Raw genomic sequence first — 15,499 nt, 5'->3', positions numbered from 1 at the left:
GGAAGGGCAAGGTCCGCCGGGGAGGGGCTACCCACGCGGCCCTCGCACGGAGCCCAGGACAGCGGGCGGCCCGGCGAGGCGCGAGGTTTCTACGGCTCGAGCTGGACGGCGTAGACGGTCCACCGGGCGGAATCGACCGCCACGTCCCGGCGGACCTCGAGTTCCGTGGGGGAATTGAGCACGAGCCGTCCCGTCGCGATCGCCAGCGTATCCGTGCTGGCATTGGACGTCTCCCCATTGCCTTGTCCGCTATGGATCTGATTGCTGGCCAGGAGCAGCGTCCGGGACATGTCCACGGCCGAAATCGTTGCCTTCGCGCTGGACACGCCGTTGCCAACCTCCAATGTCCTGGCTTGAACGCTCGTATTCGCCGGGAACTGGATCCGCTCCCAGGACAGTTCGGAGAGTTTGGGGGCGTTACAGTTGTTGAACCCCCTGGTGAAGCTCAGCCGAGAGGCAGAAGCGTCAATCTCGCCCCGCACCATCCGGTTGCACAGGTTGAGTTTGTCGTCGCCCGCGTTGCTCTGGAAGGTGGACATCAAGATGGATTGGTTCGCGTCGGCTTCCGTGAAGGTGTCGTTCGCAAAGAAGGGAGATTGGACTATCGCCCCAGGCACCGTGCCGCGCGTCACCGACACCCCATCGAACTCCACGACCTGCACGGAATAGACTTCTGTATTGCATGTCTGGAGCGGGTCCATCGCGATGTCGACCTTGGTGTGGTCTCCGTTGAACTTGACGGTCACGAAGTCGTTGGCGCTCGCGGATGTGCCATCCTTGCTGGAGCTATAGAGCAGGAAAGCCTTGGCGGGGTCTGCAATGGGGAGGAGGACGGGTATGGAGGTACCCGTGCCCGTCGAGGAGGAGCAGGTCCCCTCCAACTGCTGGACCTTGAGGCCTCTGGGCATTTCCACCACCTGCCATTGGATTTGAACCGCGTTTGAGCCGCCTCCGCGTTGGCGATTGCAGAGGACTTTATTGTCGTCCTTCAACTGGCAGCGGACAAACGAGGAGCGCGGCGTATCGTCCGTGGACGTGGCCTGAAAGACGAGAAAGCTTTGCCCCCTGCTATTCAGCTTGGGATCAATGGTGCATTCCTTGCTGCCCGAATTCGCGTCCATGGTGCACGTCCCCCGACGAACCGTGGGAGTGACGGTCTGCGACTGCTTCTCGGTAAGCCCACTCAAGGAGGCGCTGAGCTCGACCGGCACCCCGCCCGTCTTGATCTTGAAATAGAAGTTCGCGGTGCCAGCCGTACCGCCGAAGGACGCCGTCGTCGTGCCCGTCTTGCATTCGGAATCGCTGTAGAAACTGACGCCCATGCCTGTCTGCCCACTCAGGTCGACAGAGCCCGTGGCCGGAGACGAGGGATTGTTGAACTCATCAGAGGTCTTCACGGTCGCCACCTGGGAACATTCTCCGGCCAGCAACGTCTTTCCCGGCAGAGGCGGAGTCAATGCCAGCTCAATCTTCGAGGGAGGCGCCGGGTACACGGTCACGTTCCGCGTCACCGTGGAGCCAATACCCGAAACATTGAGGGGAAAAACATTCGCCAGCTTGCTTCGAAAGTACAAGATTAGTGACGACTGTGCGGCGAAGTCGGCGGTGGACAACTGCGTGCCCCCACAGGCGGGGTCACCGTAGAAAGCGGTCTGCGCCGAGGGGGAAGGCGTCAACGTGACGACCTTGGGCCCAGCGGACGTCTGATTTCCATATATATCCTGCCGCTCGAGAATCACGGGTCTACAGGCCCCCGCTTGGACGGAGTCCTCCACGGAGGAGAATACAACCTGGGCCGCGTCTCCGGCGCGGAGTTTGTAATTCAATTCGCCATGAGCCAGCCCCGTGGAGTTCGCGAGCAACTTCCGTTCGCCAATCTTGGTCCCCTTGGCGTAGAACCTGACGGAGGCCTGCCTCTTATCGATGGAGACAGTCGTCAAGTCCGACTGTTTGCAATCCGAGTCCTGATGGAAGGTGAGACCCTCGGAAACACTGGAGCCCAGTTGAATCTCCGTGATGTAATTGGGGGCCGTAGGCTCGTCGTTCCGGTCACGGCGCTCCACCACCACTGCCACGCATTCACCCACGCCCCGCTCCACCGAAGCGCTTGTGAACTCGAGCGAGGCGGCAACCTGCGAACAAGTCTTAGCCGAGCACGTGACGTCGTCACATCCCAACTGGCCGTTGCAGTTGAGATCCGCGCTCGCGTCGCACACATCCTGAGCCGCCTTCGGGTTGGCGTCTCCCGTGGAGTCGTCACAGTCCGGTCCATCCAACGAGGCCGCCACGAAACCGTCCCGGTCGGAGTCTTCCTCCTCCCCTGGCCGGGACAACGAGAGCTCCACCGGCACGACTTCCCCCGACTTGAAGCTCACAGAGGGGGCTTGGCTCTTCCCGTTGTAGAACAGGGGCTCATTGCACTCCCTCGTGCCCCACAGGGCACGCGCCTGGAGTCGAAGGTCCTGGGGGAAGTCGCCTCGGAAGACGGCGATGTTCGCATCGTTCTTGCCCTCGGGACGAGGAACGAGCTGCGTCTTGAGCACGGTGCCGTCGCTGGACTGCAAATCCAGGGCGATGCAGCTCGCCTCGACACCGGTGTCGAGCTTGATGAGGGCCTGAACGGCGCCGGGATCGCGGCAGCCGGAGAGCACTAGAAGGAGAACCGGGAGGACTCGGTACATGGGATCCTCGTTACCCAGGGAGGGGGTAGCGGACGTGAACGCCCGAAAGCATACCCTCCCCCGTACCGGGCTCCCAGGAAGGACGCCCTCGCTCCCCGGGACGCTCCTCCTTCCGTCAACCGCCGGGCACTGTCACCTCAGGCCGTGTGCCGGGCGATGAGTCCGCCCAGGCGCGGCACCGCGGACTCGACGTTCTTCTTGGCCGAGCCGCGCAGCTTCTCGTACGTGCCCTTCACGAGCCCGCTCTTGGAGTGACGCACCTTCGTGTCCGTGATGGTCAGCAGGGCGTCCGCGACGCGCGAGGCGTTCGCCGCGAAGTGGGGAGCCACCGGTTTTCCGGCTTGTTGGGCTTCCTGGTAGAGCGGATCGAGCGCGGCGGCGAACTCGGGCAGCAGGTCCTCGACGGCGTGCTTGATGAAGCCGGGCTTGATGCCCTTCACCGCGGCGTAGCCCGCCTTGATGGCGAGCCCCGAAATGCCGCTCTTGTCGGCGACCTCGGCATCAATGAGCGTGCAGCAGTCGTCGATGACCGCCGTCTTCCTGGTCTGGTTCGTCAGAGTCTCGGTCAGTGGCGCCATGAATGTGTGCCTTTCAGTCCCTCCGAGAGGGAGAAGCCCTGGATGACTCGGACCGCCACGCGGCCCGGGCGGGGGCGCATAGCACATCCGGATCAGCCCAGGGAGCGTGGCCGCGCCCGGCCCCCGTGAGGTGGACACCCGCGAGGGGCTTCTTGCCCAGAAGGCGACCCTCGGCGCTCTCCCGCTGTCACGGTTTCTTCCCGCTGACCCTAAAAAGTGCAAACCCCCACCTGTAAAAACGACGGGATCGGGACTTAAGCACGGCAGGGTCCAGAGGCAAGTGTCCGAACTCACTGCGAAAAGCCGTTTGGGAAACCGTGGCACCCGCGTTGCTAATGCCCTCCGGCACGACGTCTCAACACGAATCCCTTCTCGTCTTCTACCCCCGGAGAGACACCATGCAGGCTTCTTCTTCCTTCTCTTCTGCGGACACGCTGTCGACGTACCTCGCGGACATCAACCAGTACCCGCTGCTCACGGTGCAGGAGGAGCAGGCCCTGGCGCGGCGCTTCCGCGAGGGCGACATGACCGCGGGCCACCGCCTGGTGACGAGCAACCTGCGCTTCGTCGTGAAGGTGTCCTACGAGTACCGCTCCTACGGCATCAAGATGTCCGACCTCATCCAGGAGGCGAACATCGGCCTGATGAAGGCGGTGCAGAAGTTCGACGCGGACAAGGGCATCCGCCTCATCTCCTACGCGGTGTGGTGGATCCGCGCCTACATCCAGAACTACATCCTCAAGAACTGGAGCCTGGTGAAGCTGGGCACCACCCAGGCCCAGCGCCGGCTGTTCTTCTCGCTGGCCCGCACGCGCCGTGAATTGGAGAAGATGGGCTCGGGCGAGGGCAACGTGGTGGACGCGGAGGAGATCGCCCGGAAGCTGAACGTGAAGGCCACCGAGGTGCGCGAGATGGAGCAGCGCATGGGCGGGCGGGACTTGTCGCTGGACGCGCCGGTGGGCGAGGAGGGCGACGCCACGCACATGGACTTCGTGGAGTCCGAGTCCGCTTCCCAGGTGGACGAGGTGGCCGACCGCCAGCAGGCCCGGCTCACGCGGGATCGCATCCAGCAGGCGCTGATGCGGTTGGATCCGCGCGAGCGCTTCATCATCGAGCACCGGGTGATGGGCGACTCGGAGATGACGCTCAGCGAGCTGGGCGAGCACTTCGGCTTCTCGCGCGAGCGCGCCCGTCAGCTGGAGATCCGCGCCAAGGACAAGCTCAAGACGGAGCTGGCCTCGCTCATGGCCGAGGTGGGCCTGGACGAGGCGGCGGCCAGCCGCTAACACCTCGCCCCCAGAACGCACCCCTCCGGCCCGTCCTGGGCGGGAGGGGATGAGGGGACGGGGACGATGAAGCCGTGGAAGGTGATTGACCGGGCGCCCGCGCCTGGGGGCGGAGAGCTGGTGCTGCACCAGCGCGGAGAGGAGTTCGCCATCCGCGTGAACGGCCGCGAGCTCATGTCCAGCCGCCAGCACGGCTCCGAGGAGAAGATGGCCGAGGTGGCCTGTACGGGACTTGGCGGCAAGCGCGCGCAGGTGCTCGTGGGCGGCCTGGGTCTCGGCTACACGGTGCGCGCCACGCTGGAGCGGCTGGGCCCCTCGTCCCAGGTGGTGGTGGCGGAGCTGGTGCCCGCGGTCGTCGCGTGGAACCAGGGCGTGCTCGCCCCGCTGGCCGGACGGCCTCTCGAGGACGCGCGCGTGCGGGTGGAGACGCGGGACGTGGGCGACATCCTGCGCACGGCCGAGGGCCACTACGACGCGGTGCTCCTGGACGTGGACAACGGCCCCGAGGCGATCACCCAGGAGGGCAACCGCTGGCTCTATGGCGAGCGCGGCCTCGCCACCGTGCGGCGCGCGCTCAAGCCCCGGGGCGTGGTGGTGGTGTGGTCCGCCTCGGCCGACCCCGCCTTCGTCCAGCGCATGAAGCGCGCGGGCTTCGACACCGAGGTGCTGGAGACGCCCGCGCGCGGCAAGGCGGGCGGTCCCCTTCACACCCTGTTCATCGGGCGGGCGCGGCCCTCAGGCGCGTGACATCACGGCGGGCCGCCGGTCCTTCCAGGGACGGGCCCGCTCGAGCTGGGACGCCAGGCGCAAGAGCGAGGCCTCGTCTCCGAAGCGGGCGGCGAACTGCACCCCGATGGGCAGCCCGGCGCCATTCCAGAAGAGCGGCACCGACATGGCCGGTTGGCCCGTCATGTTGAAGAGCTGGGTGTTGGGCGTGCGCTCCAGGGCGTTGGCCCCCAGCTGATCGATGAGCTTCATGAAGAGGGGCTTGAGGGGCACCTTGCGCAGGGTGGCCAGGGCCATGAGCTCGGGGGCCTTGAGCGCCAGCTCCCCCACGCGCACCGGGGGATAGGCGAGCGTGGCGTCGAGGAAGAGGTCGTGCTTCTCGTGGAAGGCCGCCGTCATCCGGCCCGCCTGCTGGATGGCGTCCCGGGACGTCTGCAGGTCGGCCGCGGAGAGGATGTCCCCGAGCTGCCCGAGCGCCCAGGTGGAGGGCTCCACCTCTCCCGGTTCCACCGCCCTGCCCCGCTGCCGGCCAATCGCCTTGAGCTGCACCGCCACGTTGGCCGCGACCGTCACGAAGTAGGCGCGCACCAGCTCCTCCTTGGGGAAGCGGGGAGCGTCCTCGACCACCTCGTGGCCCAGCTCCGCGCAGAGCTTCGCCGCGTCCTGGACAGCGGCCACGCAGTCCGGGTCCACCCGCTGGCCGAAGAGCGAGGCCGTGGAGAAGGCGATGCGCAGCCGCCCCGGCTCGGCGCCCACTTCCTGGAGGAAGGGCCGGGCCACGGGGGGCGCCATGTAGGGGGCTCCGGACTCCGGCCCATGGGTCGCGTCGAGCATGGCGGCGCTGTCCCGCACGCTCCGCGTCAGGACGTGCTGTTGGACGAAGCCGCCCCACCCCTCCATCGCGTCCGGCCCCACGGGATTGCGCGCCCGGGTCAGCTTGAGCCCGAAGAGGCCACAGGCGGACGCAGGGATTCGGATGGAGCCGCCGCCGTCACCGCCATGCGCCATGGGCACCACCCGCGCGGCCACGCACACCGCCGAGCCCCCGCTGGAGCCTCCGGGCGTGTGCTCCGGATTCCAGGGGTTGCGCGTGGGCCCGCGCAGCGCCGACTCGGTGATGCCCAGGATGCCCAGCTCGGGCGTGGTCGTCTTGGCGACGATGACGACGCCCGCGCGGCGAAAGCGCTTCATCAACTCCGCGTCGTGGTCGGGGACGAAGCCCGCCAGCGCCCGGCATCCGCCCGCGTAGGGTGCTCCCGCCAGGTAGCCATCCAGGTCCTTCACCAGGAAGGGCACTCCGGCGAAGGGCCCCTCCGGCAGCGGCCCCGCGGCGGCCGCGCGCGCCTGCTCGTACAGGGGGTGCGCCACGGCGTTGAGCCGGGGGTTGATGGACTCGAGGCGGGTGATGACCTCCTCCACCAGCTCCGAGGGGTGGACCTGCCTGTCGCGCACCAGACCGGCGAGGTCCGTGGCGTCGAGTGTTTCGTATCCCTGGATGGCCATGGGCGGGGTATCTACCATGCACCCCCATGGCGAAACCCCAGTACTGGTTGATCAAGAGCGAGCCGTCCGTCTACGCCTACGCTCAGTTGGAGCAGGACGGACGCACCGCGTGGACGGGCGTGCGCAGCTTCGAGGCCCGCAACAACCTCCGGGCGATGAAGCCCGGGGACCTGTGCCTCTACTACCACTCGAACGAGGGCAAGGCCGTGGTGGCCGTGGCCCGGGTGCTCACCCCGGCGGGCGAGGATCCCACCGCTCCGGGCGAGGACTGGGCCTCGGTGGACGTGGGCCCCCTGGTGGCGCTCAAGAGCCCGGTGACGCTCTCCACCATCAAGGCCACGCCCACGCTCAAGGACTTCCCGCTCATCACGCGCAGCCGCCTGAGCGTCACCCCCATCAGCGCGGAGCACTTCCAGCACGTGCTCGCGCTCGGGGAGACGAAGCTGCCCCGAGCCCGCTGAGCCGCGGCTCAGCCGTTCGCCGGGTGCGGCTTCTTCACGTCCCGGGATCCGGCTGGACCGTGGAGGGCGCCGCGTGGACCAGGGTCACCTTGGGCCCCACGAAGGTGTGCCGTTGGAAGCCCATCCAGTAGGCGACCAGCAGGACCACCAGGCCCGCGAAGGTGTAGCCCGCCAGCTCGTTGGGCGGCAGGACGAAGAGCACCATGATGGCGGCACACCACAGGAGCGCCACCCCGTTGACGAGGGAGGAGTAGCGCCCCAGGTCCCACGGCCCCCGGTGCGCCCAGGTGCCATTGCGCCGGGCCCGCCAGCCCACCCACACCGGCACCGCGTACGAGGCGTAGAGCGCCAACGTGCTGAGCGCCACCATGGCCGCGTAGGCCCCGCTCCAGATGGCCACCACGAACGCCGCCACCACCGACACCCAGACGGCCACGTGCGGGCTGCGGAAGCGCGGCGATACGCTCGCCAGGTGCTGGGAGAACGGCAGGCCGCCATCGCGCGCGAACGCGAAGAGCATGCGCGAGTTGGACGTCACCGACGACAGCCCGCAGAACCACATGGCCCCGATGGCGATCCACACCAGCGCTCCACCGAGCGCCGGTCCCAGGGACTCGCGCAGCACGTACAGGAAGGGGTTGGGCGCGGCGGCCGTGGCCCCCAGGTCGCCGATGGCCAGCGTCACGCCCACCAGCAGGATGTAGCCCACCACCGCGCTCACCGCCACCGACAGGAAGATGCCCCAGGGCGCGTTGCGCGTCGGGTCCTTCGTCTCCTCCGACACGTGGGCGCTGGCGTCGTAGCCGGTGAACGTCCACTGCGCCTGCAACAGGCCGATGAGGAAGCCGTACGTGTAGACGTGGGGCTCGGCGGTGAAGCGCGTCATGAGGAAGCCCAGATCCTGCCGGGGCGCGAAGGCCGCCAGGGCACCAATGAGCACCGCCACCCCGGCCACGTGGTACCAGGCCGACAGGTTGTTGAGCACCGCCACCGCGCGCACCCCCACGTGGTTGAGCACCGCGTGCGACAGCAGGATGAGCGCGTAGATGGGCAGCACGTACCCGCGATCGCGCGGAAAGCCGAGCATGTCCGCCACGAACTCCGCCAGACCGAAGTCGATGCCCGCGGTGATGGCGAACTGGCCGATGGTGTTGAGCCACGCCGTGAAGAAGCCCACCCGCGCTCCGCCGAGCATGGCGGACCAGTGGTAGAGCGCACCCGCCGTGGGGAAGGACGAGGCGAGCTGGGCCAGGCTCGCCGCCACCGTCAACGTCATCACCGCCACGAGTGGCCAGCCCACCGCCATGACGAAGGGCCCGCCAAAGCGCAGGCCATGGCCATAGAGCGTCACCGCGCCCGTGAGGATGGAGATGATGGAGAAGGAAACGGCGAAGTTGGAGAAGCCGCCCATTTCCCGCAGGAGTTGCTGCGCGTAGCCCAGCCGCTGCAACTGCGCCGCGTCCGCGTCGAGCGAGTGCTTCGAGTCGTTGTCCATGGCCCTTGAGTCTGACGACCCGGCCAGAGGCACGGGAAGGGCCGGCGTCACGGAGTGTGGACTCGTCAGCGCTCCGGCTTCTCCGCGGGAGGAGCTGGCGGCGCGGGAGGAGCCGGCGGCGCGGGAGGAGCCGGCGGCGCGGGAGGAGCCGGCGGCGCGGGAGGCGGGGGCCGGCGTCCGAAGCCACCGCCGGGGCCCATTTCCGCCTCCAGCTTCCGCCAGGTGTCGGGCCCCAGGACCTTCTTGATGGCCACCATCAGGGCCACCCGGTTCTGCCGCACGGCCGTCTCGGCACGGCCCACCTTCTCCACCAGTTCCTTCACGGTGGCCTCGTTGGGGGACGGCTGGCGCAACTCCCGCTCCAGCGCGAGCTGGGCGCGCTTGTGTTCCGCCTCCAGCCCAATCACCGCTTCATTGGACTCGAAGGTGAGGTCCTGCACCTTCTGCTGGGTGCCCTCGGGGATGCCGAGCTTCGACGCCAGCTCCGGGGGAATGCCATAGGACGGTGGCGCGAGGGGCGGCACGGGCGGCACGGGCGGCGGGGAGCGCGCGGCGGAGGCGGCGGGGACGCTCGTGCCCTGCGACTTGTCCTGGGCGAGGGTCGGCACGGCGGTGAGGACCACGAGGGCGCACAACAGCTTCTTCGTCATGGGTGACTCCTCTTCTCGGGGTTTGCTTGCTGCGACACCTGGAAGGCCACGAGGGCCCACTGGAAGGGCTCGGCCTCGAGCGCCGTGGACTCGGGCGGGCGCACCCAGGTGGCGAGCGCGCCGAAGGCCTCGTAGGCGTTGTCCTCGACGCTCGGGCGGGTGCGGGTGTAGCCCTCCACCTCACCGAGCAATTCGCTCAGCGAGCCCTCCCCCTCCAACGGACTTCCCATCACCCACGGGTCCTCGTTCCCCGAGAGGGCGCGCGGCTCCGGCCGCGTCGAGACGAGCACGGCCAGGAGGGCCACGGCGGCGGAGGCTCCGGCGCTGGCCGCCCACCGGCGTCGGCGCTGGCGGCGGCGGACTACCCGGCGAATGGCCTCAGGAGAGAAGACGGCGGGCGACGGGGGCTCGGGCAACTGGAGTGCCCGGGCGGAAGCGTGAAGGCGGGCGAGGCTCCGGCACTCGGCGCAGTGCTCCAGGTGGGCCCGCATTCCCGGGGGCGGAGGCAAGTGCTCGTCCACGAGCGCCGCGGCGACCTCATGGCAACTCATGACACGTCTCCTTGGAGCGCGTCCGCGGCCTTGAGCTTCTGGAGCGCCCGGTAGAGGTGGATGCGGACGGTGCCGCGGGAGATGTTCATCGCCTCGGCGATGGCGTCGAGGTCGAGCCCCTCCAGGTAGCGCAAGGAGAAGGCCGTGGCCTGCTGGGCGGGGAGCGTCCGCAGGGAGCGGCCGAAAGCCCGCCACCGCTCGGCGCCCGCGAAGTGCTCCTCGGGTGAGGGGCGCGGTGCCGGAGCGAGATCCAACGCCTCTCGCAGCACGTTCCACACCCGGCGGCGGCGCAGGTGGCTCATGGCGCGCGAGACGAGGATGCGCCGCAACCACGCCCCGCCCGCACGGGGGTCCTTCAGGGTGTGACGCTTCTCGTAGGCATCAGCGAGGGAGGACTGAACGAGGTCCCTCGCCTCCTCCGAGTCCCAGACGAGCCGGCGCGCCAGGCGCAGCAGAGCGGTCTGCTCATCCAGGACGAGCGCGTCGAAGTCGAGGGAGATGCCCCCCGCTTCCAATGGCTTGTCGTCGATGATGGCGGTGCCCTTCAAGGGGGGGTCCTCGTGTTCCGGTATCCACCCCACAGGACGCGGCGGCCGCATCAGCGGCATACCGGCCGATTTTCCGCCTGATTTTTTCCGGCCGTCAGCCCGTCACGGCGCGCATGAGGCGGCCCGCGAGCTGGGTGTACTGGTCCCGCTTCTCCGTGTCGCCGAGGTGGGCCCAGACATCCGCCAGGGCCCTCGCCGCGTCCGTCGAGCCCGGGTGCAGCTCCAGCGCCAGTTCCAACACATGGCGGGCGTGCCGGTAGCGCGCCTTGCCCGACAACCCGATGCCCCGGGTGCGCTGCTTGCCCGACTCCGTCACCAGCACCTCGCCCAGCTGGGCGATCTCCGCCGCCGTGCCTTCCCGCCAGCCCTGCTCCGGGTTGAGCAGCAGGGCCTGCTCCAGCAGCGGCCGGGCCGCGTCCGGCTCGTCCAGCTCGAGCTGGCAGAGCGCGGCGTTGCGGTAGTGCTCGGCGGTCTCGGGATCGAGATCGATGGCGCGCTCGAAACATTTGAGCGCATCGGCCGGGCGGCCCAGGCTCGCGAGCGAGGAGCCCTTGGCGCTCAGCGCCAGGACATGGAGGGGATCCTGCGACAGGACCCGATCGAAGACCCGGATGGCGGCCTCGTGCTGGCCGGAGATCGAGAGGCTGACGCCCTCATTGAACGACGCTAACAGCGTGGACATGTGACTGATCCCTTCTCGCCAGCCCGCCCAGCGCCCCCCTCACCTCCGGTGGCGATCCACCCCTCGCGTGACGGCCCCGTCACGAGAGGGTGACGTAGCCTGACAGGAGCCGCCCGGGACGAGAACCCGGAACCAGGCCTTCCCCGCGTTTTGTTGAATCTCCATCATCTGGACGCGGGCCTCCCTCTTCAGCGGACGGAAAGGCCTTCTTCTGCCTCCGCGTCCAGGAGGGCCGAGAAACCGGCGATGAAGTCCGGGTAGCGAGGCCTCCACCCCAGCGCCTTGAGCCGGGCGTTGGAGATGGCGCGGTCACCCCGGAGCGACGGGTGCAGTGACGCCAGGGGGACGGTGGGAGGCAACGGCAGGCCCAGACGCGCGCACAACCAGCTCGTCGTCTCCACCTGGGTGGCGGGCCGATCATCCGCGACACAGTACGTCTGTCCCGGCGTCCCGCGCTCGAGCACCACGCGGATGGCCTCGGCCAGGTCGTCCACGTGGACGCGGCTGATGCGGCCGCCACCGGATTCGGGAAGGCGGAGGGTCCCCGCGCGCAGACGCTCGTGCAGGCCCCGGCCGGGACCATAGATGCCCGCGATGCGCAGCGGCATCCCTCCGAGCGGCCGGTAGAGGGCCTCCGCGTCGAGCCGTCCCCGGGCATTGGGGGCATCGGGCGCCACGGGCGTGTCCTCGTCCACGGGTCCTCGCGCGCCCCCGTACACGCCCGTGGAGGACAGATAGACGAGCCGGGCGGGCCCGGTGCGCACCAACTCCCCGGCGATCAGGGGGTCGAGTCCCGCATCCGGAGGAATGGACACCACCACGTGAGCCCCCGCGCTGGAGGCCAGGGCCCGCTCCAACGCCAGCAGGTGAACACCCGCGTGGGACAGCGCCTCGCGGCGGGGGGCGTCACGGGTCACCGCCAGCACGCGGCGTCCTCGCGGGGCCTCCGCGAGCGCCAGCCGCGTCAGGGTGTCGCCACAGCCGAGCAGGACAAGCGGAGGTGGGGAATCCAGGGTCATGTGCCTCCCCTTGGGTCCTCGCTCCCCACCGGGTAAAGGGGAAGTTCGCGCTCTGTTCTAAAGGAGATGTCCGCTCCGGGGCGCACCCGGTCCGCGCGGGTCGGCATGGCAACGTCCCGAGCGCATGAGGCCCGAGCGCACCGTCTCTCCATCATCGTGGCGGGTGAAGAGGAAGCTCTTCTCCGTCTGCGCGGGAATGCTCTTCCTGGGATGGGTGGCCCACTGCCTGTGCTTCGGCGTCACCCGGCCCGTCGTGGCCCTGGCGCTGCTGTGCTGGAGCGCGAGCTTCCTGCTGCTCGGCGTGGCCGTGGGCACGAGGAGGATGCCGCCGTGGGCGTCTGGAATCCTGGCGGGGCTGGTGTCCATCAGCGCGGTGACGGCGATCATCCACGCCACGGGCGGTCCCACGAGCCCCTACTTCGTCACGCTCGCGTGCACCCCCCTCATGGTGGCCATGTTCACCCCGGACTCCCGGGCGCCGACGCTGGGGACGATCGCGGCGATGTCCGGCGCGGTGGTGGTGCTCAACCTGCTCGCCCGGGTGCCCTCCCGGGAGTTCCTTCCCCAGGCGCTCATCTTCAGCCTCATCGGGGGCCTGGGGTTGTATGGCGGGAGGACCTACCGGCGGCTGCGCGAGTCGGAGAGGCTGGCCCAGGAGGACCGGCTCCTGGCGCTCGAGCAACTGGCCGAGAGCGAACGGAAGCGCCGGCGCGCCGAGGCCGAACGCGCGGAGATGGAGCGGCGGCTGCAGCTGGGACAGCTCGCCTCGGGGGTGGCCCACGGGGTGAACAACCCCCTGGCCTTCGTGAAATCCAACCTGAACTACCTGGAGCAGGAGCTGGCGGCGGTGGACAAACCCTCCGACATCCGGGAGCTGCGCGAGTTGCTGGGCGAGACACGCCAGGGCGTGCTGCGCATCCAGCGGATCGTCGCGGACCTGCGCTACTTCTCGCGCGAGGGGGCCACCGCCGAGGAGCAGGGCTCCCCCCGGGAAGCCATGGAGGAGGCACGGCGCCGGGCGCTCGGACACATGCACAGCCTGGGCGAGGTGCTCCTGGACGTCCCCGACGAACTGCCTCCGGTGCGGCTGGGCCAGCAACATCTGATGCAGGTGCTGCTCAACCTGCTGCTCAACGCGGCGGAGGCGGTGGAGGGAACGAAGCCCCGGCGCCCGGCACTCATCCGGTTGCGGGCCAGACGCACTCCCAGTGACGTCCGGGTCGAGGTGGAAGACAACGGACCGGGCATCCCCTCGGATGTCCTGCCCCGGCTCTTCGAGCCCTTCTTCACCACCAAGGCGCCGGGAAGGGGCAGCGGGTTGGGCCTCACGCTGTGCCAGGAGTACGTCGCCCGGGTGGGAGGCTCGCTCACGGCGGAGAACCGCCCCGAGGGCGGCGCCCGCTTCGTGCTCACCCTGAATCAGGCCGCCGAGCCCGCTTCGAGGAGCTGAGAGACCTGGGACGACGGGGGTGCTACAAGCGCCCACTGTGAACACTGCTTCAGAGACCATTCCCACCTTCGAACAACTGGGCCTCGGCCCTGATCTCGTGGAGGCGCTCGGCGCGCTCGGCTACGAGGAGCCCACCCCCATCCAGCGCGCCGCCCTGCCCCCCCTCATCGCGGGCAAGGATCTGCTCGGCATCGCCGCCACCGGCACCGGCAAGACGGCGGCCTTCTCCCTGCCCCTGCTGCAGCGCCTGGGGACTCCGGGCAAGCGCGAGCCCTTCTCCACGTCCGCGCTCGTGCTCGTGCCCACGCGCGAGCTGGCCATGCAGGTGGCCGAGGCCATCCACCGCTACGGCCAGAAGATGGGCGTGAGCGTGCTGCCGCTCTACGGCGGCCAGCCCATCGGGCAGCAGCTGCGCGTGCTCAAGCGCGGCGTGGACGTCATCGTGGCCACGCCCGGCCGCGCGTTGGATCACCTCAAGCGCCAGTCGCTCCTGCTCGAGTCCCTGCGCACCGTGGTGCTCGACGAGGCGGACGAGATGCTGGACATGGGCTTCGCCGAGGACCTGGAGGCCATCCTCGACGCCACCCCCGAGGAGCGGCAGACGGCGCTCTTCTCCGCCACCCTGCCCCCGCGCATCGCCTCCATCGCCGAGCGCCACCTGCGCTCGCCCGTGCACGTGAAGATCGCCAAGGAGAAGCTGGCGGCGGGCGCCGGGCCGCGCGTCCGGCAGACGGCCTACATCGTCCCGCGCCCCTTCAAGGCCGCCACGCTCGGGCGCGTGCTGGACGTGGAGGGCCCCACCGCCGCCATCGTCTTCTGCCGCACCCGCACGGAAGTGGACGAGCTCACCGTGTCCCTCAACGGCCGGGGCTGGCGCGCCCAGGCGCTGCACGGCGGCATGGATCAGAGCCAGCGGGATCGCGTGCTCAAGCAGTTCAAGACCCACGCGGTGGAACTGCTCATCGCCACGGACGTGGCCGCGCGCGGATTGGACATCGAGAAGCTGTCCCACGTCGTCAACTACGACGTGCCCAACGCCCCCGAGGCCTACGTGCACCGCATCGGCCGCACGGGCCGCGCCGGGCGCGAGGGCGTGGCCATCACCCTGGCCGAGCCGCGCGAGCACCGGCTCTTGCGCAACATCGAGAAGCTCACCGGCCAGAAGATCGAACTGGCCACGGTGCCCACCGTGGCGGACCTGCGCGCGCGCCGTCTGGAGCTCGTGAGGGCCTCCCTGCGCGAGGCCCTGGTGGCCGGGGAGCTGGACTCCTACCGCTCCGTGGTGGAGAGCCTCGCCTCCGAGTTCGACATGGTGGACGTGGCCACCGCCGCGGTGAAGTTGCTGCACGACGCCCAGGTGGAGGGACAGGAGGAGGAGGATGAGGAGATCCCGCTCGTGCCGCCCCCCTCGGAGCGGCCCGCCCGGGGACCCCGGGGCGCCCCGCGCACCGGAGAGCGCCCGGCCCCCACGGGAGCACGGCCCGACACCCGGCCCGACACCCGGCGCTCCCCCAAGCGCCGCGCGGACCCCGACGAGAACTTCGACATGGCGCGCCTGTTCATCGGCGTGGGCCGGCAAGCCGGCGTGCGGCCCTCGGACCTGGTGGGCGCCATCGCGGGCGAGGCGGGTGTGGAGGGCAAGCGCATCGGCGCCATCCAGATTGGTGACACCTATTCGCTCGTCGAGGTGCCCGAGCCCCTCGCGGATCAGATCATCACCGCACTGCGTCAAGCCACGCTGCGCGGTCGCAAGGCGCAGGTGCGCCGCGATCGAAGCTGACACGGTCAGCACGCGAAAGAGTTCACTTGCGGCTCAACTTTCTGGCCCTCGGTGTTCGGATTTGATGGATTGGGGCGGTTGTCTGCTTG

The 15,499-nt window shown here is 69.2% G+C and carries 14 protein-coding genes; 5 read left to right on the top strand and 9 right to left on the bottom strand.

Features of this window, described 5'->3' with window-relative positions; all coding sequences use genetic code 11:
• Positions 1 to 89 precede the first annotated feature (89 nt).
• Both MEBOL_RS30725 and MEBOL_RS30720 read right to left on the bottom strand, forming a co-directional pair.
• Positions 90 to 2,681 carry a hypothetical protein gene (locus tag MEBOL_RS30725; RefSeq protein ID WP_095980772.1) on the bottom strand — a complete coding sequence of 864 codons (2,592 nt, stop codon included), beginning with the start codon at positions 2,679 to 2,681 and terminating at the stop codon, positions 90 to 92.
• Between the two features lie 137 nt (positions 2,682 to 2,818).
• Entirely contained in the window at positions 2,819 to 3,259 is a 441-nt protein-coding gene (locus tag MEBOL_RS30720; protein WP_095980771.1) for a DUF6918 family protein, read from the bottom strand.
• Between the two features lie 398 nt (positions 3,260 to 3,657).
• On the opposite strand from MEBOL_RS30720, the gene MEBOL_RS30715 reads away from it, so the two are divergent.
• Positions 3,658 to 4,545, top strand: a complete 888-nt coding sequence (locus MEBOL_RS30715) for an RNA polymerase factor sigma-32 (RefSeq protein WP_095980770.1) — start codon at positions 3,658 to 3,660, stop codon at positions 4,543 to 4,545.
• A gap of 66 nt (positions 4,546 to 4,611) precedes the next feature.
• A complete protein-coding gene (locus tag MEBOL_RS30710) occupies positions 4,612 to 5,292 on the top strand; it encodes a spermidine synthase family protein (RefSeq protein ID WP_095980769.1) in 681 nt (226 codons plus the stop codon).
• Here MEBOL_RS30710 and MEBOL_RS30705 read toward each other — a convergent pair.
• The gene (locus tag MEBOL_RS30705) at positions 5,281 to 6,774 is read right to left on the bottom strand and encodes an amidase (RefSeq protein WP_095980768.1); all 1,494 of its coding nucleotides are present in this window, start codon (positions 6,772 to 6,774) and stop codon (positions 5,281 to 5,283) included. The two genes, MEBOL_RS30710 and MEBOL_RS30705, sit on opposite strands and share 12 nt — an antisense overlap.
• Before the next feature lie 26 nt (positions 6,775 to 6,800).
• Here MEBOL_RS30705 and MEBOL_RS30700 point away from each other — a divergent pair, with 26 nt between their 5' ends.
• A complete protein-coding gene (locus tag MEBOL_RS30700; RefSeq protein ID WP_095980767.1) occupies positions 6,801 to 7,235 on the top strand; it encodes an EVE domain-containing protein in 435 nt (144 codons plus the stop codon).
• Between the two features lie 34 nt (positions 7,236 to 7,269).
• On the opposite strand, the gene MEBOL_RS30695 is transcribed toward MEBOL_RS30700, so the two are convergent.
• From MEBOL_RS30695 to MEBOL_RS30670, 6 genes are all read right to left on the bottom strand, one after another.
• Positions 7,270 to 8,730, bottom strand: coding sequence for an amino acid permease (locus tag MEBOL_RS30695; RefSeq protein WP_095980766.1), 1,461 nt, complete (start codon positions 8,728 to 8,730; stop codon positions 7,270 to 7,272).
• A gap of 65 nt (positions 8,731 to 8,795) precedes the next feature.
• Positions 8,796 to 9,380: a periplasmic heavy metal sensor gene (locus MEBOL_RS30690; protein WP_095980765.1), complete on the bottom strand. Its 585-nt coding sequence runs from the start codon at positions 9,378 to 9,380 to the stop codon at positions 8,796 to 8,798.
• A complete protein-coding gene (locus tag MEBOL_RS30685; RefSeq protein WP_095980764.1) occupies positions 9,377 to 9,931 on the bottom strand; it encodes a hypothetical protein in 555 nt (184 codons plus the stop codon). Before MEBOL_RS30685 ends, MEBOL_RS30690 begins: the two co-directional genes overlap by 4 nt.
• Positions 9,928 to 10,479: an RNA polymerase sigma factor gene (locus MEBOL_RS30680; RefSeq protein WP_095980763.1), complete on the bottom strand. Its 552-nt coding sequence runs from the start codon at positions 10,477 to 10,479 to the stop codon at positions 9,928 to 9,930. Before MEBOL_RS30680 ends, MEBOL_RS30685 begins: the two co-directional genes overlap by 4 nt.
• Before the next feature lie 94 nt (positions 10,480 to 10,573).
• Positions 10,574 to 11,161 carry a tetratricopeptide repeat protein gene (locus MEBOL_RS30675; RefSeq protein WP_095980762.1) on the bottom strand — a complete coding sequence of 196 codons (588 nt, stop codon included), beginning with the start codon at positions 11,159 to 11,161 and terminating at the stop codon, positions 10,574 to 10,576.
• A 188-nt stretch (positions 11,162 to 11,349) separates the two neighbouring features.
• A complete protein-coding gene (locus tag MEBOL_RS30670; RefSeq protein ID WP_095980761.1) occupies positions 11,350 to 12,180 on the bottom strand; it encodes an NAD-dependent epimerase/dehydratase family protein in 831 nt (276 codons plus the stop codon).
• Positions 12,181 to 12,343: 163 nt separating this feature from the next.
• Here MEBOL_RS30670 and MEBOL_RS30665 point away from each other — a divergent pair, with 163 nt between their 5' ends.
• The gene (locus tag MEBOL_RS30665) at positions 12,344 to 13,630 is read left to right on the top strand and encodes a sensor histidine kinase (RefSeq protein WP_245918978.1); all 1,287 of its coding nucleotides are present in this window, start codon (positions 12,344 to 12,346) and stop codon (positions 13,628 to 13,630) included.
• A 37-nt stretch (positions 13,631 to 13,667) separates the two neighbouring features.
• A complete protein-coding gene (locus tag MEBOL_RS30660; protein WP_245918976.1) occupies positions 13,668 to 15,410 on the top strand; it encodes a DEAD/DEAH box helicase in 1,743 nt (580 codons plus the stop codon).
• Positions 15,411 to 15,499: the final 89 nt, after the last annotated feature.

The sequence above is a fragment of the Melittangium boletus DSM 14713 genome (assembly GCF_002305855.1).
GTDB lineage: Bacteria > Myxococcota > Myxococcia > Myxococcales > Myxococcaceae > Cystobacter > Cystobacter boletus.
Note: the sequence above shows the minus strand (reverse complement) of the source record. Positions and strands in the feature narration are given on the sequence as shown.